The 22,063-nt window shown below is 64.5% G+C and carries 17 protein-coding genes; 11 read left to right on the top strand and 6 right to left on the bottom strand.

Annotation, left to right across the window (positions count from 1 at the left end):
* Positions 1–88 precede the first annotated feature (88 nt).
* The 3 genes from ilvD to HV711_RS26450 form a co-directional block, all read right to left on the bottom strand.
* Positions 89–1,948: a dihydroxy-acid dehydratase gene (gene ilvD, locus HV711_RS26460; protein WP_035480885.1), complete on the bottom strand. Its 1,860-nt coding sequence runs from the start codon at positions 1,946–1,948 to the stop codon at positions 89–91.
* 217 nt (positions 1,949–2,165) lie between these two features.
* Positions 2,166–3,464, bottom strand: a complete 1,299-nt coding sequence (locus tag HV711_RS26455; RefSeq protein WP_035480883.1) for an MFS transporter — start codon at positions 3,462–3,464, stop codon at positions 2,166–2,168.
* Between the two features lie 32 nt (positions 3,465–3,496).
* Positions 3,497–4,327, bottom strand: a complete 831-nt coding sequence (locus HV711_RS26450) for an NAD-dependent epimerase/dehydratase family protein (protein ID WP_035480882.1) — start codon at positions 4,325–4,327, stop codon at positions 3,497–3,499.
* A 596-nt stretch (positions 4,328–4,923) separates the two neighbouring features.
* On the opposite strand from HV711_RS26450, the gene HV711_RS26445 reads away from it, so the two are divergent.
* From HV711_RS26445 to HV711_RS26430, 4 genes are all read left to right on the top strand, one after another.
* Positions 4,924–6,336 (top strand): cytochrome ubiquinol oxidase subunit I, encoded by a 1,413-nt coding sequence (locus HV711_RS26445; RefSeq protein ID WP_013592045.1) that lies wholly within the window; start codon positions 4,924–4,926, stop codon positions 6,334–6,336.
* Between the two features lie 30 nt (positions 6,337–6,366).
* Positions 6,367–7,371 (top strand): cytochrome d ubiquinol oxidase subunit II, encoded by a 1,005-nt coding sequence (gene cydB, locus HV711_RS26440; protein WP_013592044.1) that lies wholly within the window; start codon positions 6,367–6,369, stop codon positions 7,369–7,371.
* Complete coding sequence (locus HV711_RS26435; RefSeq protein ID WP_013592043.1) at positions 7,346–7,498, top strand: hypothetical protein; 153 nt, start codon at positions 7,346–7,348, stop codon at positions 7,496–7,498. The genes cydB and HV711_RS26435 overlap by 26 nt, the downstream gene beginning before the upstream one ends.
* Before the next feature lie 360 nt (positions 7,499–7,858).
* The gene (locus tag HV711_RS26430) at positions 7,859–8,614 is read left to right on the top strand and encodes a response regulator transcription factor (protein ID WP_035480879.1); all 756 of its coding nucleotides are present in this window, start codon (positions 7,859–7,861) and stop codon (positions 8,612–8,614) included.
* Between the two features lie 113 nt (positions 8,615–8,727).
* Here HV711_RS26430 and HV711_RS26425 read toward each other — a convergent pair whose 3' ends face one another.
* On the bottom strand, positions 8,728–10,665 hold the full coding sequence (locus tag HV711_RS26425; RefSeq protein ID WP_035480876.1) for an ATP-binding response regulator: 1,938 nt from the start codon (positions 10,663–10,665) through the stop codon (positions 8,728–8,730).
* Between the two features lie 349 nt (positions 10,666–11,014).
* Between HV711_RS26425 and HV711_RS26420 the strand changes: the two genes are divergently transcribed.
* Together HV711_RS26420 and HV711_RS26415 are read left to right on the top strand one after the other, a co-directional pair.
* Entirely contained in the window at positions 11,015–11,806 is a 792-nt protein-coding gene (locus tag HV711_RS26420) for a hypothetical protein (RefSeq protein ID WP_013592040.1), read from the top strand.
* 188 nt (positions 11,807–11,994) lie between these two features.
* Positions 11,995–15,405: an alpha/beta fold hydrolase gene (locus tag HV711_RS26415; RefSeq protein WP_035480873.1), complete on the top strand. Its 3,411-nt coding sequence runs from the start codon at positions 11,995–11,997 to the stop codon at positions 15,403–15,405.
* Between the two features lie 11 nt (positions 15,406–15,416).
* On the opposite strand, the gene HV711_RS26410 is transcribed toward HV711_RS26415, so the two are convergent.
* Both HV711_RS26410 and HV711_RS26405 read right to left on the bottom strand, forming a co-directional pair.
* On the bottom strand, positions 15,417–16,838 hold the full coding sequence (locus tag HV711_RS26410) for an FAD-binding oxidoreductase (RefSeq protein WP_035480870.1): 1,422 nt from the start codon (positions 16,836–16,838) through the stop codon (positions 15,417–15,419).
* Positions 16,839–16,857: 19 nt separating this feature from the next.
* Complete coding sequence (locus tag HV711_RS26405; RefSeq protein WP_013592037.1) at positions 16,858–17,832, bottom strand: isopenicillin N synthase family dioxygenase; 975 nt, start codon at positions 17,830–17,832, stop codon at positions 16,858–16,860.
* A gap of 250 nt (positions 17,833–18,082) precedes the next feature.
* Here HV711_RS26405 and HV711_RS26400 point away from each other — a divergent pair, with 250 nt between their 5' ends.
* The 5 genes from HV711_RS26400 to hutC all read left to right on the top strand — a co-directional run bounded on the left by HV711_RS26400 (position 18,083) and on the right by hutC (position 22,058).
* Positions 18,083–18,910 carry a transporter substrate-binding domain-containing protein gene (locus HV711_RS26400; protein ID WP_013592036.1) on the top strand — a complete coding sequence of 276 codons (828 nt, stop codon included), beginning with the start codon at positions 18,083–18,085 and terminating at the stop codon, positions 18,908–18,910.
* A gap of 66 nt (positions 18,911–18,976) precedes the next feature.
* Positions 18,977–19,627 carry an amino acid ABC transporter permease gene (locus tag HV711_RS26395; RefSeq protein WP_013592035.1) on the top strand — a complete coding sequence of 217 codons (651 nt, stop codon included), beginning with the start codon at positions 18,977–18,979 and terminating at the stop codon, positions 19,625–19,627.
* Positions 19,628–19,655: 28 nt separating this feature from the next.
* The gene (locus HV711_RS26390; protein WP_014973250.1) at positions 19,656–20,318 is read left to right on the top strand and encodes an amino acid ABC transporter permease; all 663 of its coding nucleotides are present in this window, start codon (positions 19,656–19,658) and stop codon (positions 20,316–20,318) included.
* Between the two features lie 17 nt (positions 20,319–20,335).
* Complete coding sequence (locus HV711_RS26385; RefSeq protein WP_035480867.1) at positions 20,336–21,199, top strand: amino acid ABC transporter ATP-binding protein; 864 nt, start codon at positions 20,336–20,338, stop codon at positions 21,197–21,199.
* Positions 21,200–21,248: 49 nt separating this feature from the next.
* Positions 21,249–22,058: a histidine utilization transcriptional repressor HutC gene (gene hutC, locus HV711_RS26380; RefSeq protein ID WP_028361334.1), complete on the top strand. Its 810-nt coding sequence runs from the start codon at positions 21,249–21,251 to the stop codon at positions 22,056–22,058.
* Positions 22,059–22,063 lie beyond the last annotated feature (5 nt).

Below are 22,063 nucleotides of genomic sequence, written 5' to 3'. Positions count from 1 at the left end.
GATGGCTGTCGCGGCTAACGCAGCGACAAAAAAACCGCTCCGGGGAGCGGCTTTTCTGACAACCAGAGCACGAAGCCCTGCGCAAGCATCAATCGTCGAGCAGCGACAGATCGCGCACCGCGCCTTTGTCGGCCGACATCACCAGCTTCGCATAAGCCTTGAGCGCCGCCGACACCTGGCGCGGACGCGGCTTGGCCGGCTTCCAGCCCTTCGCGTTCTGCTCTTCGCGGCGGCTTGCAAGCTCGGCGTCCGACAGCAGCACGTTGATCGTGCGGTTCGGAATGTCGATGCGGATCTTGTCGCCGTCGCGCACGAGGCCGATCGCGCCGCCCGCCGCCGCTTCCGGGGAGCAGTGGCCGATAGACAGGCCCGACGTGCCGCCGGAGAAGCGGCCGTCCGTCAGCAGCGCGCACGCTTTGCCGAGCCCCTGCGACTTGATGTAGCTCGTCGGGTAGAGCATTTCCTGCATGCCTGGTCCGCCCTTCGGACCTTCGTAACGCACGATCACGACGTCGCCCGCCTTCACCTTGCCCGCAAGGATGTTCTCGACTGCTTCGTCCTGCGACTCGGTCACATGCGCCGTGCCTTCGAACACCAGAATGCTCTCGTCGACACCGGCGGTTTTCACCACGCAGCCGTCGAGCGCGATGTTGCCCGTCAGCACTGCAAGGCCGCCTTCCTTCGAGAAGGCATGCTCGTACGAGCGGATGCAGCCTTCCGCACGGTCGAGGTCGAGGCTCGGCCAGCGCGTGTTCTGGCTGAACGCCACCTGCGTCGGAACGCCGGCGGGACCCGCCATGTAGAAGGTGCGGACGGCTTCGTCCTCAGTACGGACGATGTCCCAGTGATCCAGCGCGTCTTTCAGCGTGGGCGCGTGGACCGTCGGCACGTCGGTGTGCAGCTTGCCCGCGCGATCCAGCTCGCCGAGGATCGCCATGATGCCGCCCGCGCGATGCACGTCTTCGATGTGATACTTGTTCGTATTGGGCGCCACCTTGCACAACTGCGGCACCACGCGCGACAGCCGGTCGATGTCGGCCATCGTGAAGTCGATCCCGGCTTCCTGCGCAATGGCCAGCAAGTGAAGAATCGTGTTGGTGGAACCGCCCATCGCGATGTCGAGCGTCATGGCGTTTTCAAACGCCTTGAAGCCGACTGCGCGCGGCAGCACACTCGCTTTTTCCTGTTCGTAGTACTCGCGGGCCAGTTCGACAATGCGGCGACCGGCGCGCTTGAAAAGCTGCTCGCGGTCCGCGTGCGTGGCGACCACCGTGCCGTTGCCCGGCAACGAAAGGCCGAGCGCCTCGGTGAGGCAGTTCATCGAATTGGCCGTGAACATGCCCGAGCACGAGCCGCACGTCGGGCACGCGGAACGCTCGACTTCGGCGACGTCCGCGTCGGAATAGGCCTTGTCGGCGGCAATCACCATGGCGTCGACCAGGTCGAGCTTCTTGAATTCGATCGTGCCGGTTTTCGGATTTGCGAGGCGCGTCTTGCCCGCTTCCATCGGGCCGCCCGACACGAAGATCACGGGAATGTTCAGGCGCATTGCGGCCATCAGCATGCCGGGGGTGATCTTGTCGCAGTTCGAGATGCACACCATCGCGTCCGCGCAGTGCGCGTTGACCATGTATTCCACGGAGTCCGCGATGATGTCGCGGCTCGGCAGCGAATAGAGCATGCCGTCGTGGCCCATGGCGATGCCGTCGTCGACGGCAATGGTGTTGAATTCCTTGGCGACGCCGCCGGCAGCCTCGATCTCGCGCGCGACGAGCTGGCCGAGATCTTTCAGGTGCACGTGGCCGGGCACGAACTGGGTGAACGAATTGACCACCGCGATGATCGGCTTCGAGAAATCTTCGTCTTTCATGCCGGTGGCGCGCCACAGCGAGCGCGCCCCGGCCATGTTGCGGCCGGCGGTGGAGGTTTTGGAACGGTATGCGGGCATCGTGGTTGTTGAATGAATATCGCTTGAAAGAAGCGGGCCAAGGGAGTGACGGCCCCTCGAGCGCCCGTGCGAACAACCTTTTGAGCCGCGCCGCGGGCAAAGCACGCAATTATCCCACAGCGTATGAGGGTGTGCGGGTCCGTGCGTGCCGCGGCTGCGTGGTCGGGCAGTTGGGTAGTTCGCGCCGGATCATGCCGGCGCAACGCATCATCCTCTGCTACTTCGCGGCGACCGTGCCATTGGCCTGCGACCAGCGCGGCTGTGCGGTCTTGTCCGCGCTCTTCGCGAGCAGGCACACCACACAGGCCGCGATGATGTCGAACACCGCGAGCAGCACGAAGAGCGGGCTGTAGCCGACCTGCGTCACGAGCACGCCGAAGAGCGCAGTGAACGCCGCGGCGCCCAGATAACCGGCCATGCCGCCCATGCCCGTCGCGGTCGCGACTTCGTTCTTGCCGAACATGTCCGACGTGATCGCGTACAGCGCGCCCGACAGCGTCTGGTGCGCAAAACCGCCCACGCACAAGAGCGCCACCGCCACGTAGGGACTCGCGACGAGGCCCACGCACGCCGGTCCGATCATGCACAGCGCGCCGACCACGAACACCATCTTGCGCGACGTGAAAAGCGACACCTTCGCGTACTTGTGGAACAGCGGGCTCAGATAGCCGCCGAGCACGCAGCCGATATCCGCGGCGAGAAACGGCATCCACGCATAGAGCGCGATCTCCTTCAGGTTCATGTGACGCTCGGTCATCATGTAGAGCGGGATCCACGCGTTGAAGGTCTGCCATGCCGGCTCCGACAAAATGCGCGGAATGCCGATCGCCCAGAAGTCGCGGCTCTTCAGCATGGCGAACCAGTTGCGCCTCGGCGCGCCGTCGTCGCTGTGCTTCGCTTCCTGGCCGCTCAGAATGTAGTCGCGTTCGGCATCGCCGAGCATTTTCTGGTTGCGCGGATGCTTATAGAGCACCATCCACACCACGCTCCACACAATGCCCGCCACGCCGACGATCACGAAAGCCAGCTGCCACTGGCCGTGCAACAGCGCCCACACCACGAGCGGCGGCGCGAGCAATGCGCCGATCGACGACCCGATGTTGAACCAGCCGATCGCGACCGAACGCTCCTTGGCCGGAAACCACTCGCTCGTGGCCTTCACGCCGGCGGGAATGCCGGCCGCCTCGGCAATCCCGAGCAGGCCGCGAAAGAACGCGAGGCTGCGCCAGCCCGTCGACCAGGCCGCGGCCGCGCACGCGAGTGACCACGCCAGCGCGAAGGCGGCAAAACCGAGCTTGGTGCCGACCGTGTCGAGCAGAAAGCCCGCGACCGGCTGCATGAATGCATAGCAGAGCTGCCACGCGACCACCACGTGAGCGTATTGCTCGGTGGTGATGTGGAGGTCCTTCATCAACGTCGGTGCGGCCACCGACAGCGTATTGCGCGCCAGATAATTGATGATGAGCCCGGCGGCGACCAGACTGACCATCCACCAGCGGATGCCCTTGATCTTCATGCTACGTCTCCTGGTAATGCTTTGAACTGTCTTCAGACCGGCTGCGTGCCCGCTCCGCTGCGCACGCCGCCTTCTTCACGCGAATAGTCGATGCCGACAAAGCCGCCGCCCTGGAAGCGCTGGCCCAACGCATCGAGCGGATTGGGGCGGGCCAGAATTTCTTGGGCGTAGTCTTCGGCGTTCTGCTTCGGCTGATAGCCGAGGCGCGCGGCGCCGCTGTTGTCCCACCAGCTGCGCGTATTGGCCGAGACGCCCCACACGGTGATGAAGCCGAGCTCATCGGCTTCGATGCAGCGGTCGAGGAAATGCATCAGATCGGCATGGCCGAACCAGGTGCTCAGATGGCGCGGTTCGGTCGGGCGCTTGAGGCAACTGCCGATGCGCACGCACACGCTCTCGATGCCGTGCTTGTCCCAGTACATGCGCGCGAGCGCTTCGCCCCACACCTTGCTGAGGCCGTAAAAGCCGTCCGGGCGCAGTTCGCAGTCGAGGCTCAGACGCTCGGTCACCGGATACATGCCGATGGCGTGATTCGAACTCGCGAACACGATGCGCTTGACGCCGTGCCGCCGCGCGCCCTTGTACACCTCGACGAGACCGCGCAAATTGTTTTCGATGATCTCGGGCAGCGGGCGCTCCACGCTGGTGCCGGCGAAGTGGATCAGCACGTCGACGCCGTCGAGCAGCCGGTCGACGACCGCCGGATCGCGCAGGTCGCCGTGCATGACGTCCTCGCCATCGACGAGCGGCGTGAGCGGCTTCGAGCCGGCCGCCGAGCGCAGCGGCGTGCCGCGCGCAATGAACGCGGCGCGCACGACCGAGCCGAGCTGGCCGCCGGCGCCACTGAGGGCGATCTTTTTCATAGGGGTTCCTTTACTGCACCGGCTTCCGGGCGAGGTCGACACTTGTCGCAGCTGACCGAGAGGTTCGCGATAAAGCGTTAGTTGTACGATAACGTACTATCAACTACGCGCGAACGGATTTCAACTAGGCATTTACCCGAAGTCGAGTTCCGCATTTCAACCAGCCTCTGCCTAAATCCTGCGGCTGATGGCCTCCATAATTATGCGATGTCATATAACATCAGGCATCAAGCCCTGCCTCCGCGAGGCAGCGCGGCGCTCGGCTTGCAGCGACTGCGCGAATCGCCCTGCACAAGCCCCGTCGCCCGCCTCGACCAGCGTTTCCAAGCCTTGCTGCGACGCGGTCGATTGCCGCACTTGTCGCCTGCCGGGCCGTCATCGCGCTATCTCACGCAGTAAGCAAAAGCTGATACAGATCAGCTATTTGCGACGCAAAAATCCCGAATCGGCGCAAACAACGCGGTTTTTTGACGCACGTCGCGGCGCAGCATAAACGCCCGTCTTCCCCTAATCTTCGGCCATCTGCGAAACGCAGTGCGCACCGACACCGGTCGACGCGCGTAGTCCGCAACGAGCGGCATCACGCCTTCACGATCATGAACTCCGCAATATCGGCATTCGACCTCGCCCGCATCCAGTTTGCGTTCACCGTCTCCTTTCACATTGTTTTTCCCGCGCTGAGCATCGGCCTCGCGAGCTTCATCGCCGTGCTCGAATGGCGCTGGCTCAAAACCGGCAAGGCTTACTACAAGGACCTGTGCCTGTTCTGGTCGAAGATTTTCGCCGTCGCGTTCGGCATGGGCGTCGTCTCCGGCGTCGTGATGAGCTATCAGTTCGGCACCAACTGGTCGGGCTTCTCGAGCTTCGCCGGGCCCGTCACCGGACCTTTGCTGATGTACGAGGTCATGACCGCGTTCTTTCTGGAGGCCGGCTTCCTCGGCATCATGCTGTTCGGCTGGCAGCGCGTGAGCCCGCGCGCGCACTTCGGCGCGACGCTGATGGTCGCGATCGGCACGCTCATTTCCACTTTCTGGATTCTCGCGTCGAATAGCTGGATGCAGACGCCGCAAGGCTTCGAAGTCGTGAACGGCCAGGTCGTGCCGCTCGACTGGTTCAAGATCATCTTCAACCCGTCGTTCCCGTACCGGCTCGCGCATATGGCGCTCGCGGCGTTCATCGTCGCGGCGCTCGTCGTGGCGGCGGTGGGCGCGTGGCATCTGCTGCGCGGACGGCGCGATCCGGCCGTCAGGAAAATGTTCTCGATGGCGCTCTGGCTGCTGCTGATTCTCACGCCGATCCAGGCGTTCGTCGGCGATCAGCATGGTTTGAACACGCGCGAATATCAGCCGGCGAAGATCGCGGCCATCGAAGGTCTGTGGGACACCGAGAAAGGCGGCACTGCGCTGAACCTCTTCGGCATTCCCGACATGCAGGCGGAAACCACGCGCTACGCGGTCTCGATTCCGCACCTGGGCAGCTTGATCCTCACGCATAGCTGGGACGGCGAGATTCGCGGCCTGAAGGAGTTCCCGCCGCAAGACCGGCCGAATTCCACGGTGGTGTTCTGGAGCTTTCGCATCATGGCCGGCCTCGGCGTGCTGATGATCGCCATGTCGGTCGCCGCGTGGCTGCTGCGCCGCCGCGGCCGCCTGTTCGAATCGAAGGGGTTCCAGCGCTTTGCCCTCGCCATGGGCCCGAGCGGCTTCGTCTCGCTGCTGGCCGGCTGGGTCACCACGGAAGCCGGCCGCCAGCCGTGGGTCGTGTACGGCGTGATGCGCACGTCGCAAGCCGTGTCGCCGCTCACCGCGCAACAGGTCGGCATTTCGCTGATGGCCTTTGTGGTCGTGTACTTCCTCGTGTTCGGCACGGGCATCTATTACATGCTCAAGCTGATGCGCTCGGGTCCGGCGCTGCCCGGACAGACGCCGCACGGCGTGCCGGCCCCTACGCCGGACCAGACCGCGCGCCGCCCCTTCTCCGCCGCCGATCAGATGATCGACGCCGCCTAACCCAGCCCTCTCTCTTAGCCAGGTATCACCATGGACGTCACCGTAGTCTGGGCCGCGATCATCGCGCTAGGCCTTTTCATGTATGTCGTGCTGGACGGCTTCGACCTCGGCATCGGCATCGTCTTTCCGTTTTTTCCGGACGAGAAGGAACGCGACCTGATGATGAACACCGTCGCGCCCGTCTGGGACGGCAACGAAACCTGGCTCGTGCTGGGTGGCGCCGCGCTCTTCGCCGTGTTCCCGATGGTGTATTCGACGGTGCTCTCCGCGCTTTATCTGCCGCTCATTTTCATGCTGGTCTGCCTGATCTTTCGCGGCGTGTCGTTCGAGATTCGCGCGAAGGCCAATCGCACCAAGCACCTGTGGGACCTCGCGTTCATCGGCGGCTCGGCGGGCGCCGCGTTCTTCCAGGGTGTCGCGCTCGGCGCCTTTCTGCAGGGCATTCCGGTGATCGACGGTGCCTATGCCGGCGACGCCTTCGGCTGGCTCACGCCGTTCAGCCTGCTCTCGGGCCTCGGGCTGGTGGTGACCTATGCATTGCTCGGCTGCTGCTGGCTCGTCGCGAAGACCGAAGGCGACCTGCAGCGCCGTCTGCATCGCGTGGTGTGGCCGCTGACGGTCGTGCTGCTCGGCTTCATCGCGACGGTGAGCCTGTGGACGCCGCTGCAGGACGCGAACATCGCGCAACGCTGGTTCGACGACGGCCTCTTCTACCGGCTGCTGCCCGTGCCGTTCCTCGTGGCGGGCTGCGCGTTCTTCATGCGCCGCGCGGTGCGCGAGCGGCATCACAACACGCCGTTCGCGCTCGCGCTCCTGCTGGTGCTGCTCGGATATGCCGGCTTGCTGGTGAGCCTGTGGCCGTATGCGATTCCGTCGAGCGTCACGCTGTGGGAAGCAGCCGCGCCGCGCGCGAGCCAGACCTTCACGCTGGTCGGCGCGGCGGTGATTCTGCCGATTATCATCGCCTATACGACGATGGGTTACTGGGTCTTTCGCGGAAAGGTGCGCCATGGCGACCAACATCACTATCACTAAGTCCGCGCGCAAGCTGCCGGGCTGGCTCTGGTTCGTCGCGCTGTGGTGCTTCGGCGTGGGCTCGGCGATGTCGCTCGGTTACGCGTTCAAGCTTCTGATGAATGCGACGCTCTTTGCGGTGAAATAGCGGCAGGGCGGCCAGCGCGTGGACGCGCAGGCACAGATCAGGGGCGTTTCGATCCGCCCGGCATAACCTTTCGCGGCAGCCCCGCGCCCGCTTGAAAAACGGCGCGCGCGGCTCGTCTACGTAGCAAGCCGGAACGATGCGCGAGAGAGACCACTCTTCACACGACAGACAAAAAACGTGGCGCCGGCGATGCCACAAGCAGAGAATGACCGGCGCGGCAGCCGCAAGGCCCGCCGCGCCAACCGATCGGCTTAAGATCACGGGGTAGCCGGCAATGATGCGATTCACGACAATAGAAGCACAACGGGGCCTGGCAACGGCGGTAGTCCACAACACGCAAGCTCGACTCGTGGAGACATCATGAAGTTTCTTGTGGCGGACGACCATGAACTGATCCGGCAAGGCGTCAAGGGCATGCTCCGCGGCCTCGACGCCGACGCCCAATTCGACGAAGCCGACAGCTGGGAAACCCTGGCCGCGGCCGCGCGGCCCGACGCCGATCACGATCTCGCGATCGTCGATCTGCATATGCCGGGCATGAGCGGCGCGTCGTCGCTGGAAATACTGCTGAAGGCCAATCCCGCGCTGCCGGTGGTCGTCCTGTCCGCCGAGGAGTCGCCGGACGAGATGCGGGCGGTGCTGGCGGCGGGTGCGCTCGGCTTCGTGCCGAAGCGCCAGCCCGCCAGCGTGATGCTGAAGGCGATCGAACTCGTGCTGTCGGGCGGAGCCTATGTGCCGATGGAGGCGTTGAGCCTGCTCGGCTCGCGCGAGGCCCAATCCGCCGACGCCTGCGCCGGGCAGACCGGCGCAGGCTCGCCCCAGCAGGCCCCGACAGGCAGCGCAGGCGCCGTCACGCTCGCCGAACCCGTCGCGCAGCTGCAGGCGTTGCAGCCGCATCAGCAGCATCTGCTGGAAAACCTGTCGCCGCGTCAGCAGGACATCATGCGGCTCGTGCATCGCGGCTGGACCAACAAAATGATCGCGCGCGAACTCGGCGTGGCCGAGGGCACGGTCAAGGTGCATCTGTCCGTGATTTTTCGGGCGCTCGGCGTGCACAACCGGTCGACGGCCATCGCCGTGGTCAACGGCTGGCTCGAAGCAGGTAAAACGCTTTAGCGGCTGGGCAATGTGCAGTTGACTGCCTAGGGTGCTGCCGGTGGCGCAGGCTGCGGTGCTGCCTCCCGTGCTGCCTGGGCGGAAAGGCCACCGCCTAACCCGCACCCGCGCGCCTACGCCTCCCGTGGCGACGCGCTTTCCTGGCCATGCCGCGCTTCCCGTTGCGCCGCGAAAGGCGGCGCGCCCGCCACGTCGCGAGAAACGTCTTTTTCCATGCGGCCTGCTGCGCCGGCTGCGTCCGCCATCTGGGCGACGGAGCTTTCGGGCGCCGAAGCCACCCGTGTCTTGTCCCGCTCGGCCTGCTGCCACAGCATGTCGAGCGTGCGCCGCAAGCGCGCCGCCGTGACCGGCTTGTGCAGCACCGGAATGCCTTGCAACGCGAGCGCCGCCAGTTCCGCCGACGCCATATCGCCCGTAATCAGCAGCGTCACGACGCCCTCGTGGCCGGAGCGCGCGAGCTTGTTGCGCACCGCCGTCAGCGCCTGCGCGCCCGTGCGGTGATTGGCCAGCTGGTAATCGCAGAGCACGGCGTCGGGCAGGAAACCGTCGTCGAGCGCAGCCAGCGCGGCGGTTTCGTCGCGCGCGCCGCGCACCGTGCAGCCCCAGCGGCCGAGCAGGCTCGACAGACCTTCGAGAATCGACGGTTCGTCGTCGATGCACAGCACGCGCCGCCCTTGCGCCGCCGGAGCGCCCGCCACCGTTTCGTTCAGGCTCGCGACGACGCCGCTCGCCTCGCCGGCCTGCACCGGAAAGCGGAACACGGAGCCGCGCCCGGGCGCCGAGCGCAACTGCAGTTCGCCGCCGAGCAGGCCGACGAGGCGCTTCACCGTCGGCAGGCCGAGGCCGTGCCCCTGGCGCGCATCGCGCTGCGGGTTCGCGACCTGATAGAACTCTTCGAAAATACGCTCGTGCTCCTCAGGCGGTATGCCGATGCCCGAATCGCGCACCTCGATATAGCCGCCCGTGCTTCGTCCGGCGCGCCGGAAACCCAGCCAGATCGCGCCTTCCTCCGTATAGCGCACCGCGTTCGACAGCAGATTGCTCAGCACGCGCTCGAGCAGCACGGGATCGTCGTGCACCACAATCGACGTCGGGGCGATGCGCAGCGCCAGCCCCTTCGCCGCCGCCTGTGGACGATACTGGCTGCCGACGCGCTCGAACAGCTCCGAGAGCCGGAAATCCAAACGGATCACCTGCGTGACGCCGCTTTCGAGCCGCGCGAGATCGAGCACCTGGTTAAAGAGCTGATTCAACGCCTCGACGTTATAGACGATGTGTTCGGCCGTTTTCGCATGCTGCGCGGGCGTGGCGGCCGGCTCGTTGAGCGAGGCGGCCAAGAGGCCGATCGCATGCAACGGCTGGCGCAAATCATGACTTGCCGCCGCGAAAAAGCGTGTTTTCGCGAGGCTCGCCTCTTCCGCGACATGCTTTTGCACCGCGAGCGATTCCGCGAGGTATTGCTGATCGACGCGCGCCTGCACGACCTGCTGGAACAGCTTGCGGTAGCTGAGCGCGTAGACGTTGATTGCGCAGAAAAAGAATGCCAGCACAATGGCAAGAATCGTGCGGTCAAACGTATGTACACCGAAATGCAGCACGATCGACGGAAACAGCAGAAAGGGAATCGCCGTGGCGAAATTCAGGAGGTCGAAGCCATTCGACATGAACACGCCCGCTGCGAGCGTGACGAGCATCACCGTATGCAGCAGCGGCAAATCGCTTTGCGGGCTCTGGAACGCAAACCAGATCGCGAGGCCGGGCGCGCTGTACAGCAGCACGCCGCGCAGCGCGTGCAGATTGATCCAGCCGCGCGGCGACAGCAGATGCGGATAGCGGCGGTTGCATATCCATAGCGCGAGACCTGCGCAATTGGCGGCGGCATAGAAGCCGAAGCAGGCAATGAAGAGCGGCGGTGACGGAATGGCGGGCCAGTAAATGGCCAGCAGCACCGCAATCGAAAACCAGTGCGAGAAGAACGCGATCGGGTCTTGTGCGTACAGCACGCGCACCAGGTCTTCGTCGATTGCATGCTGGATCGGGTCAGCCCGCATCGCGCGGTCTCCTTGTCGGGCACGGCAAATTCGGTGATGGGGCGCGGGAGCCGGGCGCTGGCGCAAAGCGCGGCCCGGCGTAGTGCGCAAGAGCTTGCACGCTTTTACTGCAATGCGGCCGCGCGCGGCCGCCGTTCTCATCAGACGAATGACAGGCCTTATGCCGGATGGTTTACCCGGCAGTTTACCCATCAGCTAACACTTAATCCATATAGGCGAAGCCCACGCCCGCGACCATACTGCCTTCACGAACAGCGCGGCCACCACGTCTTCAGCTTCCACTCTTCGCCAGCAGTCCGGCTCGCCGCGCTTCCCACGCTACCGTCGCCTTACCCGAATGGAGGCTTTCATGGGCGCAGTTCCGAGCCACGAGTTCGTCCGCAATCTCGACGACGCGATCCTGCCCGATCTGTGGCGCCGCCGCACGCAGCTGTCGGCCGACGAAATGGTGTCGATGGTCGAACTCGTCAGACGGGCCTTGCGCACTTACCATCCGCTCGAATTGCAGGCGCTCGGCGAAGACAAGGAAGAACTGGTCGCGCAGTTCATTTATTCCAAGGTGCTGCGACTCGCCCCCGGCCACACGGAAACGCATGCATGCGCCGACAGCGCGCCGTCCAATGGCTACGCGCTCTGCGCGTACTTTCGCCGCTACCTGATCGACTGCCTGCGCAGCGCCGGGCATCAACGCAATGTGTCGATGGAAACCGACGGCATGGCGCAGGAAATCGATTTGCACGCCCAGGCATTGGAAGACCCCGTGCAAAGCGTGCTGCTGCAATATGGACTCGACGAACAGCGGGTGCGGCTCGCGGCGCGCGCATTTATCGAAAGTCTCGACGAGCCCGAACGCATCGTGCTGGCCGGCAGTCTCGGCTGGTGCTCGGAAGGCAAAGGCGGACTGTCGGCGGTTGCGGCTCAGCATCGGGTGCCCTCATATCACTATCGCGCCGTCAAACTCGGCGTCACCATGAAAAAGACGGCCACCGCCGAGGATTTTTCCAATACCAAGATCGGCCGCTGGCTCACGGACGTGCTCGGCATCGACATCGACATCGACAATCGCAGCGCCATTCTGCTCGCGCTGAATCTGCTCGCTGCCGAGTCGACCGATAGTGAAATGAATGAAGCGGCCGCGTAAGAACGCGCAAAACGACCCTGCCCAGCGATAAAAAACGCGAAAAGTCGCTCAACGCCGCAGCGCATCCTGTCGATGCGCCTTTTTTTGTTCCCGCCCACCGGCTAGGATAAAAAAGCCGCGGCAGCGCGCCGTCTTCCTTCCGACGCCCGGTCCCTTCCCTGCATCGATTCCTGACGAGGTGGTCGCGTATGAACCGCTTATCGAGCGCCGTGACGGCGATGAAATCGCACTATGAAGTGGTCGTAATCGGTTCAGGTTATGGCGGCGCCATTGCGGCGAGCCGCATGGCCCGCGCGGGCCGCAGCGTCTGCGTGCTGGAGCGCGGGCGCGAGTTCATGGCCGGCGAATACCCGCGCACCCCGTTTCAGGGCGCCGAGCAGATCCAGTACAACACGCCCGCCGCGCAGATCGGCTCGCCGCTCGCGCTGCTCGAAGTGCATGTGAACGACGACGTCAACGCGGTGGTCGGCTGCGGCCTCGGCGGCACCTCGCTGATCAACGCGAACGTTGCGTTGAAGGTGGATCCGCGCCTGTGGGACGACGCGCGCTGGCCCGCTGCGCTACGTGCGGACGAGGCGGGACGCGACACCGGTTATCAGCGCGCATGGGACATGTTGCAACCCTCGCCGGTACCGGCCCGATTCCGCGAATTGCCCAAGCTGCTTGCGCTCGCACGATCCGCCGAGGCGCTCGGCATGGCGGAGCGCTTCAGCACGCCGCCCATCACCGTCACTTTCGAGGATCGCACAAACGCGGCCGGCGTCGCGCAGAAAGCCTGCACCGGATGCGGCGACTGCAACTCGGGCTGCAACTACGACGCAAAGAATTCGACGCACATGAACTATCTGCCCGACGCCGTTGCGCACGGCGCGCAGATTTTCACGGGCGCCGCGGTGCATTCGGTGACGCGCAATGCCGCTACCCAAACGTGGCAAGTCGGCTATCAGCTGGTGCGCCTTGGCCGCGAGAGCTACGACGCGCCGGACCTGTTCGTGAGCGCGGACATCGTGATCGTATCCGCGGGAACGATCGGCTCGACCGCCTTGCTGCTGCGTTCGCGCAATGAAGGCCTGAGCGTGTCGGGCATGCTCGGCGAGCGCTTCACCGGCAACGGCGACGTGCTCGCGTTCGCGTACAACACCGACGACACCATCAACGGCGTCGGCTGGGGCGCGCATGTGGAGGGCGATATCCCGCCGGTGGGGCCGACCATCACGGGGTTGATCGATCATCGCAATACCGTCGACGTCAAAGACGGCTTCGTGATCGAAGAAGGGTCGCTCGCCGGGCCGGTCGGCGCCGCGCTCGTGGGCATGTTGGGCGCCGCTGCGCCGCTCGCCGGCGTGGACGTGTCGGGACCGCGCACGGCGGACCGGCAGCTCGCCTACGACGCCCGCGTCGTCGAAAGCTTCCTGCACGGTCCGTACCGCGGCGCGCTCAATCACACGCAAAGCTACCTCGTGATGGCGCACGACGACGAAAGCGGTCAGATCAGCGTCAACGACAAAGGACGGCCGCGCATCGCATGGGAGAACGCCGGCAAGCAGCCGATCTACGAAACGGTCGAAGAGACGCTGAAGAATGCGACGGTGCCGCTCGGCGGCAAATATCTGCGCGATCCCATTTCCAACGACATCTTCGGCAACCGCACCGTGACCGTGCATCCGCTCGGCGGTTGCCCGATGGGCGAAGACGCCGAACACGGCGTGGTCGATCATATGGGCCGCGTTTTCAGCGGCATGGCCGGCACGGCCGTGCACGACGGCATGTACGTGATGGACGGCGCAGTCATGCCGATGTCGCTCGGCGTCAATCCGCTGTGGACGATCTCGGCGCTCGCCGAGCGCAATTGCGCGCTGCTCGCCGCGTCGCGAGGCTGGACGATCGACTACGACTCGAAGGGCACCGCCGCCGCGCCGCCCCCACAAAAAATCGGCCTGCGCTTCACCGAAACGATGGTCGGGCATTACACGCCGACCGGGGCAAGCAAGGACGCGGCAAGCCCGATGGCGTTCACGCTGACCGTCGAGTCCGACGAGCTCGCCGATATGCTCAGTGATCCGAACCATCTGGCGCGAACCGCCGGCACACTCACCTGCCCCGCCCTTTCCGCGCAGCCGATGACGATCACCGACGGCACCTTCAATCTGTTCGTGGCCGACCCTCAGGATGTCGACGAGCGCAACATGAACTACCGGATGACGCTCAACTCAGCGGAAGGGAAAACCTACTATCTAAGCGGTCAGAAGATCATCACGCGCACGTCGCCGCTCGAACTGTGGGAGCAAACCAATACCCTTTATGCGCGCGTTTTCGACACGCCACACGCCGACGCGGCGCCGCTCGGCAGCGCGACGCTGATCATCACGCCGGAAAATTTTCTGAAGCAGCAGCGCACGCTGGAAGTCACGAACGCGCCGGATCTGGCAACGCGTCTCGAATGGACGCTCAAATTCGGCAAGTTCTTTGCGGGCGTGCTGTTCAGCGAGTACGGCGGCATTGCCGCGCCTTTGCAGTACTACGATCCCGACGCCAAGCCGCGCCTGAAGCGAGCCTTGCGTGCACCGGCGCCGCAGGTGTTCTTCTTCGACACGCCCGACGGCACGCGTTTGCGGCTTACGCGCTATGTCGATCCTGCGCGCAAGAACGCACGCCCCGTGTTGCTGATTCACGGCTCGGGCGTGTCGAGCCGCATCTACTCCACCGACCTGATCGACACCAACCTCGTCGAATATCTGTGCGCCGCGGGCTACGACGTCTGGCTCGTCGATCTGCGCGTGAGCATCGAAATGCCGAGCGTGCTGGTGCCGACCAACGTCGATAAAGTCGCGCTCGAGGACATTCCCGCGGCCGTCGCGAAGATTCGCGAAGTGACGGGCGCCGCCGCTATCCAGGCGCTCGGCCATTGCATGGGCGGCCTCGCGTTGAGCATGTCGTTGATGGCGGGACTGGAAGGCGTACGCTCGGCGGTGATCTCGCAGGTCGCCGTGCATCCGGTGCCGCCCACGCTCGGCCGTATCAAGGCGGGCCTGCACATTCCCGACATCATGCAGCACCTCGGCGTGACCGACCTCAACGCTTACACGCAGGACGAAAAGTGGCCGCACAATCTCTTCGACGAGGCGCTGCGGCTCTACCCTGTCGACCACGACGAGGGCTGCGGCAATCCGATCTGTCATCGCGCGACGTTCATGTACGGGCTGCTCTACGAGCATGCTCAGGTGAGCGAAACACTGCATTCGAACCTGCAGGAACTGCTCGGGGTGCATGACGTCGGCGTGTTCAGGCATCTGGCCGCGATGGTGCGTGCGGGCAACGTCGTCGACGTCGACGGAAACGATGTCTATCTGCGCGGAGGGCATGGCATGAAAGGCCTTGCCGGCATGCGCATTCCCATTGGCTTCATTCACGGCGACCGCAACGAAACCTATGTGCCGAAGAGCACCGCGCTCACCTATCAAATGCTCGTCGACGCCTTTCCCGAGCAACCTTACGAGCGCTATCTGATTCCGGGCTATGGACATATCGACTGCATTTTCGGCAAGAATGCGGCGGTCGATGTCTATCCGACTATCGCGCGCTATCTGAACGCGCATTGAACTCGCGCTCTTCAGAAGAGCTTGCCCGGGTTGAGGATGCCGCGCGGATCGAGCGCATGCTTGATGGCGGCCATCGCGGCCAGTTCGGCGGACGAGCGCGAGATCGGCAGGAATTCGCGCTTGAGCAAACCAATGCCGTGTTCCGCCGACACCGACCCGTGCAAGGGCCCGAGCATGTCATAGACGAACGCGTACACCGCATGATGATCGACGCCGGGAATCGAGTGGCCATCCACGGTGACATGCAGATTCGAATCGCCGATATGACCGAAGAAATACGATTCGTTGCCGGGCCAGCGCGCGTCGAGCGCCGCGCGGCAACGCTCGACGAAAGCACCGATCGCGCCAATCGGCAGACTCACGTCGAAGTTGATCGGGTCCAGCCGCACCGGAAACTCGGCCGTGCATTCGCGGATCGCCCATAACGCGCGCGCGTCCGCCACCGATTGCGCAATCACCGCGTCGCGCATCGCCCCTTCGTCGAGCGCGTCGGTGAGCGCCGCGGCAAAACGTTCGCCGCTGTCGCTCGCATCGAAGCTCGCGTGTTCGATCAGCGCGTAAAGCGGATGCGCGCCGTCGAACGGCGAGCGCGTGCCCGTCAGCTTCACGCCGAAATCGTAGAAGTCCGGCCACATGACTTCGAATGCGCCGATGTCGTTGCCGAAGCGCGTCGACAAACGCCGCAGCAGGTTCACTGCTGCATCGTAGCCGTCGAGCGCGACGAGCGCCGTATGACGCGCGGCGCGCTGCGGATGAAGCCGCAACACCGCGCGCGTGATGACGCCAAGCGTGCCTTCCGAACCGATGAACCAGTGCTTCAGGTCGTAGCCGGTGTTGTTCTTGACCATCTTGCCGAGCGAGCTCAGCACGTCGCCATTGGCGAGCACGACTTCGAGCCCGAGCACCTGGTCGCGCGCGGTGCCGGACTGGATCACCCGATTGCCGCCCGCATTGGTCGCGAGATTGCCGCCGATTTGGCACGAGCCGCGCGCGCCCAGGTCGAGCGCGAGTTCGAAGCCGGCTTCTGCAGCGGCTTCCTGCGCGGTTTGTAACGTGGTGCCGGCGCGCACCGTGAGCGTGGCCGAAGCGGAGTCGATTTCCTCGACACCGCTCAAGCGCTCGAGTGACAACGCGATGTCCGTGGCGCGCGCAATCGCACCGCCTGCGAGTCCCGTCATGCCGCCTTGCGGCACCACCGGCTGATAGGCCGCGTGGCAAACGGCGAGCGCACGCGCCACTTCGTCCGTCGTGCGCGGCAGCAGCAAGGCAGCGGGGCGCGTGGGCGCGTGGCGCGTCCAGTCGGTCATCGCGCGTTCGCCGATCTGCTCGCCGACGCGCACGGCATCGTCGCCGAGAGCATCGCGCAGCGCGTCGAGCGTGGCCGATAGCGGCGCCGTACAGGGTTGCGCGGTCGCGTCGTTGTGGAGCGTCATCCGATCTTCCTTGCTGGGTTCAGGTGGTTTGCGCGGCGTGCTTCTTTCGATAACCCATCGAATCGTTGATGCGCCCGAGAATATAGTCGCCGGCCGCCACCGGCTCATACTTCACGCTGTCAGCACTCGCGCCGAGATCGCGCGGGTCGACCATGGCGCCATAGGTCGGATCGTAGAACGTCGCAATCGAATAGCGCTCGCGCCCGGACGCATTGATCACGCGATGCAGCGTCGAGCGAAAGCGGTCGTTGGTCCAGCGCGCGAGCAGATCGCCGACGTTCACGACGAAACTGCCCTCCACGGGCGGCGCATCGACCCATGTATCGTTGGCGATTTCGCGCACCTGCAAACCGCCCACCTGATCCTGCCACAGCAACGTGATGCAGCCGTAATCGGTATGCGGCGCGACGCCGAACTGATCCTCGTCGGACTGGGGCGGTTGCGGCGGATAGTAGACCATTTGCGTTCGCTGCATCCGCTTCGTATAACGCGACGCGAAAAAATGCTCGTCGACCCCGAGACTCACCGCGACCGCGCGCAGCAGATCGGCGCCGCATGCACCCACCGCTTCATAGTAGCCGTACAACGCGGGACGCAGCTGCGGCATGAAATCCGGCCAGTTATTCGGCCCGCGCAGCGCTTGCCCTGCGAGCACGTCCGGATCGTCCTCCGGCAATTCGAGCCCGATGCTGAAAAACTCCTTGTAATCGGGCCGTTTTGCCTGATACATGGTGGCGTCGCCAAGTGCATTGAAACCGCGATGCCGGTGATTGACCGCCGCGCGGCGCTTGGTTTCCACCGGAAACGCGAAGAATGTCCGTGCGGCTTGCGCGGCGGCGTCGATGATTGACTGCGGCACGCCATGATTGACGATGTAGAAAAACCCGATGGTCGTGCACGCCTCGCGAATCTGCCGTGCCACGTCGTGCAGCGCCTGTGGATCGCCCGCGCGGACGCCGGCAAAGTCGATGAGCGGGATACGGGTCACAGGCATCGCAATACTCCGGTAAGAGAGTCCGACGGGTGGACGGGAGCGCCAGGTCATTGCAGTGGTATATACCGCCAAAAGCGCACTCGCAAGTGAACATGCGACGCCCGCATGTAAGGGCTTTTCTCTACCCGTGCGTTTATTTATTTCGCGGCAGATCTGCGGTATATACTGCCTCGCATGACTCGCGCCGAGCCGCCGCTTTAGCCGCCCGCGCTTCACGTGTGCGACCTCGCTTTGCCAACTGGAGAATCTCATGAGCATCCTTGCAGGCTGGAAGTGTCGTTTGGTCATGCTGGCGTTGTGCGCCGCAAGTGTCGGCGCCCATGCGGAAGACCAGCTCGCCAAAGTGAAGAAGGCCGGCGAACTGGTGGTCGGCACGGAGATGCAGTTCGCGCCTTTCGACTTCCTCGAAAACGGCCAGCAGGCGGGCTTCAACAAGGAGCTGTTCGCCGAAGTCGGCAAGGAACTCGGCGTGAAGGTGCGCTTCATCGACCTGCCGTGGCCGAGCGTGCTGCCGGGTCTCGAAGCAGGCAAGTTCGACATGGTGGGCGGTCCGCTTACCGTCACGAAGGCGCGCATGGAGCGCTACACGTACACGCTGCCCATCGCGGACGCGACAGACGCGCTCCTTAAACGCGCGAACGACTCGTCGCTCAAGCAATCGTCGGACATTGCGGGCAAGACCGTGGGCGCAGGCAAGGGCTCCGCGCAGCTCGACCAGCTGAAGGCGTATGTGGCCACCTTGCCGAAGCCGCCTGAAATCCGCGAATACGTCGACAACAATCAGGCATACGCCGACCTCGCCGCCGGCCGCATCGCCGCCGTTGCGAACTCGATGACCAACATCGCCTATGTGGCCAAGCAGCGCCCGGAAACCTTCGCGGTGGTGCAGCCACCGTTCGGCGCCAAGGTCTACTTCGCGTACTGCATGCGCAAGGACGCGGACAGCAAGCCGCTCGCCGACGCGTTCAATGCGGCGCTCGTGAAGATGCACAACGACGGGCGCCTCGCCGCGTTGCAGAAGAAATGGTTCGGCGTCGCGATGGACGCGCCCACCACCCTGCCCACGCCGAATTATTGACGCGCTCGACCGCGACGTCGAGCCCCTATTGACGCTTTCGACAGCACATCAGCGAGGGCGACGCTCATGTTTAGCACGACCGTCTTCCTGCAGGGCATGCCGCTGCTGTTGCACGCGGCGCTCGCCACGATCGGCGTGTCGCTGACCGGCCTTTTTATCGGCTTCTTCGTGGCGGTCGGCGTGTGTGCTGCACGGCTGTCTGGCAATCGCGCGGCGCGCCGGTTCGGCGGCGCGTATGTGTTCTTCTTTCGCGGCGTGCCGATGCTCGTGCAACTGCTGCTCGTGTACTACCTGCTGCCGTTTGCGGGCATCAACGTCTCCCCGCTTGTCGCGGCGGTCAGCGCGGTGTCCTTGTGCTCCGCGTCGTATATCGCCGAAATTCTGCGCGGCGGTTTTCTCAGCATTCCGCCGGGTCATATCGAAGCCGCGCGCATGCTCGGCCTCTCGCCCTTCGACACGCTGCGGCGCATTCTCGTGCCGCAGGCGTTTCGCCTGACGTTGCCGTCGCTCGTCAATGAAATGGTGCTGCTGATCAAGGCTTCGTCGCTGATTTCGGTGGTGGGCGTCGCGGAGTTGACGCGCACCGCGCAGAACATTGCAGCCAGCACGTATCGACCGCTCGAAGCGTATTTGGCGGCCGGCCTGATCTACTTCGTGATCTGCGGCGCGCTCGCGCTCATCGCGCATGCCGCCGAATACCGCCTGAAGCACGCCTGAAGCGCGCCTGATCGACCGGAGCCCCGCGATGCAACAGTTCGACCCCACCGTCATCACGCACAATCTTCAGCCGATTGCCGCCGGGCTCGCGACCACGCTCGGCACCTGGGCCGCGGGTGTCGCCATCGGCATGCTGATCGGCTTCGTCATTGCCGTGCTGCAGCTTTTTTGCGGACGCTGGGTGCGCGGCCTGTTGCGCTTCTATATCGAGCTCTTTCGCGGCACGCCGTTTCTCGTGCAGCTGTTCCTGCTCTACTACGGCGGTCCGTCGGTCGGCCTCACACTCGAGCCGATGACAGCCGGCGTGCTCGGACTCGGCATGTATGGCAGCGCCTATTTCGCGGAAGCTTTTCGCTCGGGATTTCAGTCGGTGCCGCCCGGTCATCTGGAAGCGGCGTCCTGCCTCGGCTTGACGCGCACGCAAGCGGTACTGCGCATTCAGATGCCGCAAATGCTCGTGCTGATTGTGCCCGCGCTTACGAATCTGATCATCGTGTTGAGCAAAGAGACCGCGGTGCTCTCGATCGTCACCGTGCCCGAGCTGACCTTCGTGCTGACCGGCATCGGTTCGGCGACCTTCGCTTTTGTCGAAACGCTGCTGATGCTGTGCGTGTGCTATCTCGCGCTCGTCGAACTGACTTCGCGCGCGGGCATGTGGGCCGAAGCGCGCATCGCCCGTTTCATGGCTTAAAGGAATCGGACCACATCATGAACGCCATTGCCGACATGCCCTCTTCCGCGTCCACCGTTGCCGACGGCGAGCGCGGCGCGCCGTTGATCGAGGTCCGCGATCTGCGCAAGCGTTTCGGCGATGTGGAGGTGCTGCGCGGCGTCGATCTGCAGATAGCGCGCTCCGAGGTCGTGTGCATCATCGGCCCTTCGGGCTCGGGCAAGAGCACCTTGCTGCGCTGCCTCGCCGCGCTCGAAACCTACGATCACGGCGACGTGCGCATCGAGGGCGAACTGCTCGGCTACAGCGAGCGCAACGGCCGCCGCGTGCGGGCGTCGCAGGCGGACATCAACCGGGTGCGGCGCAACATCGGCATGGTGTTTCAGCAATTCAACCTGTGGCCGCACATGACGGCGCTTGGCAACGTGATGGAAGCGCTGCTGCGCGTGCGGCATCTTTCGCACGACGAAGCGCGCCGGCGTGCCCATGCGATGCTGGAAACCGTGGGCCTGTCGCACAAGGGCGATGCGTATCCGGCGAAGCTCTCGGGCGGCCAGCAGCAGCGCGTCGCGATTGCGCGCGCGCTCGCCATGGAGCCGCACATCATGTTGTTCGACGAACCCACGTCCGCGCTCGATCCCGAGCTCGTCGGCGAAGTACTGCAAGTGATGAAGCAACTCGCGCGCGACGGCATGACCATGGCCGTCGTTACGCACGAAATGGGTTTTGCCGCGCAAGTGGCCGACAAGGTCGTATTCATCGACGAAGGACGCATTGCCGTGCAAGGCAAACCGCGCGAAGTCTTTCACGACGCCGGGCAGCCGCGCTTGCGGCAGTTCCTGCAGAACTACTTCGACCGCAATGCTTTCTGGGCGCGCGGCCCCGACGACGGGGCGCCCTGAGCGCGCCTTACGCTTCGCACTCCGCACGAACCGTGAAAAGGGGCCGCCGATGTCCGCCATGCTTCGCAGCAAAAGCCACCCTGCCGGCGAAAGGCCGCGAGCCGCCGCGGCTAAAAGCGTGCGCGCCGCGGCGCAGGCGCCGGCTGCGCGCTACGAGCAGGTCAAGCATCACATTCGCGGCATCATCGAATCCGGCGCGCGTCAGGCGGGCGATCGCCTGCCTTCCGAGCTCGATCTGGTCGCCACGCTCGGCGTGTCGCGCATGACGGTGAACCGCGCGCTGCGCGAGCTCTCGCACGAAGGGCTTGTCACGCGCGTATCGGGCGTCGGCACCTTCGTCGCGCAGGCAAGGCCGCAATCCACGCTTCTGATGATCGCGCATATCGGCGACGAAATCCGTTCGCGCGGCCACGAATACAGCTACCGCACCGTGCTGCTGCAGCGCGAGACCGCGTCCGTCGTGGTGTCGAATGCGCTGGGGCTCGCGCCCGGCGCCTCGGTCTTTCATGTGATTTGCGTGCACCGCGAAAACGGCTTGCCGGTGCAGCTGGAGGATCGCTACGTGAATCCGGCCGTCGCGCCTGAGTTCCTGCGACAGGATTTCTCGGCGATCCGGCCGTCGGAATATCTGTATGAAACAGTGCCCGCGCACGACGTCGAACATATTGTCGACGCTCACCTGCCCACTCAGGCCGAAGCCGAACTGCTCGACATTCGCGCGGACGAACCGTGCCTCACGCTCGTGCGCCGCACGTGGACGAGCGGCATTGCGGTGACCTTCGCGCGGTTTGTGCATCCCGGTTCGCGTTACCGGCTAGGTTGCCGCTTTTCGCCGGATCTGTCGCAACGGCAGGGCTGACGCCA

The organism is Paraburkholderia phenoliruptrix, from assembly GCF_902859825.1.
Classification (GTDB): domain Bacteria; phylum Pseudomonadota; class Gammaproteobacteria; order Burkholderiales; family Burkholderiaceae; genus Paraburkholderia; species Paraburkholderia phenoliruptrix.
Note: the sequence above shows the minus strand (reverse complement) of the source record. Positions and strands in the feature narration are given on the sequence as shown.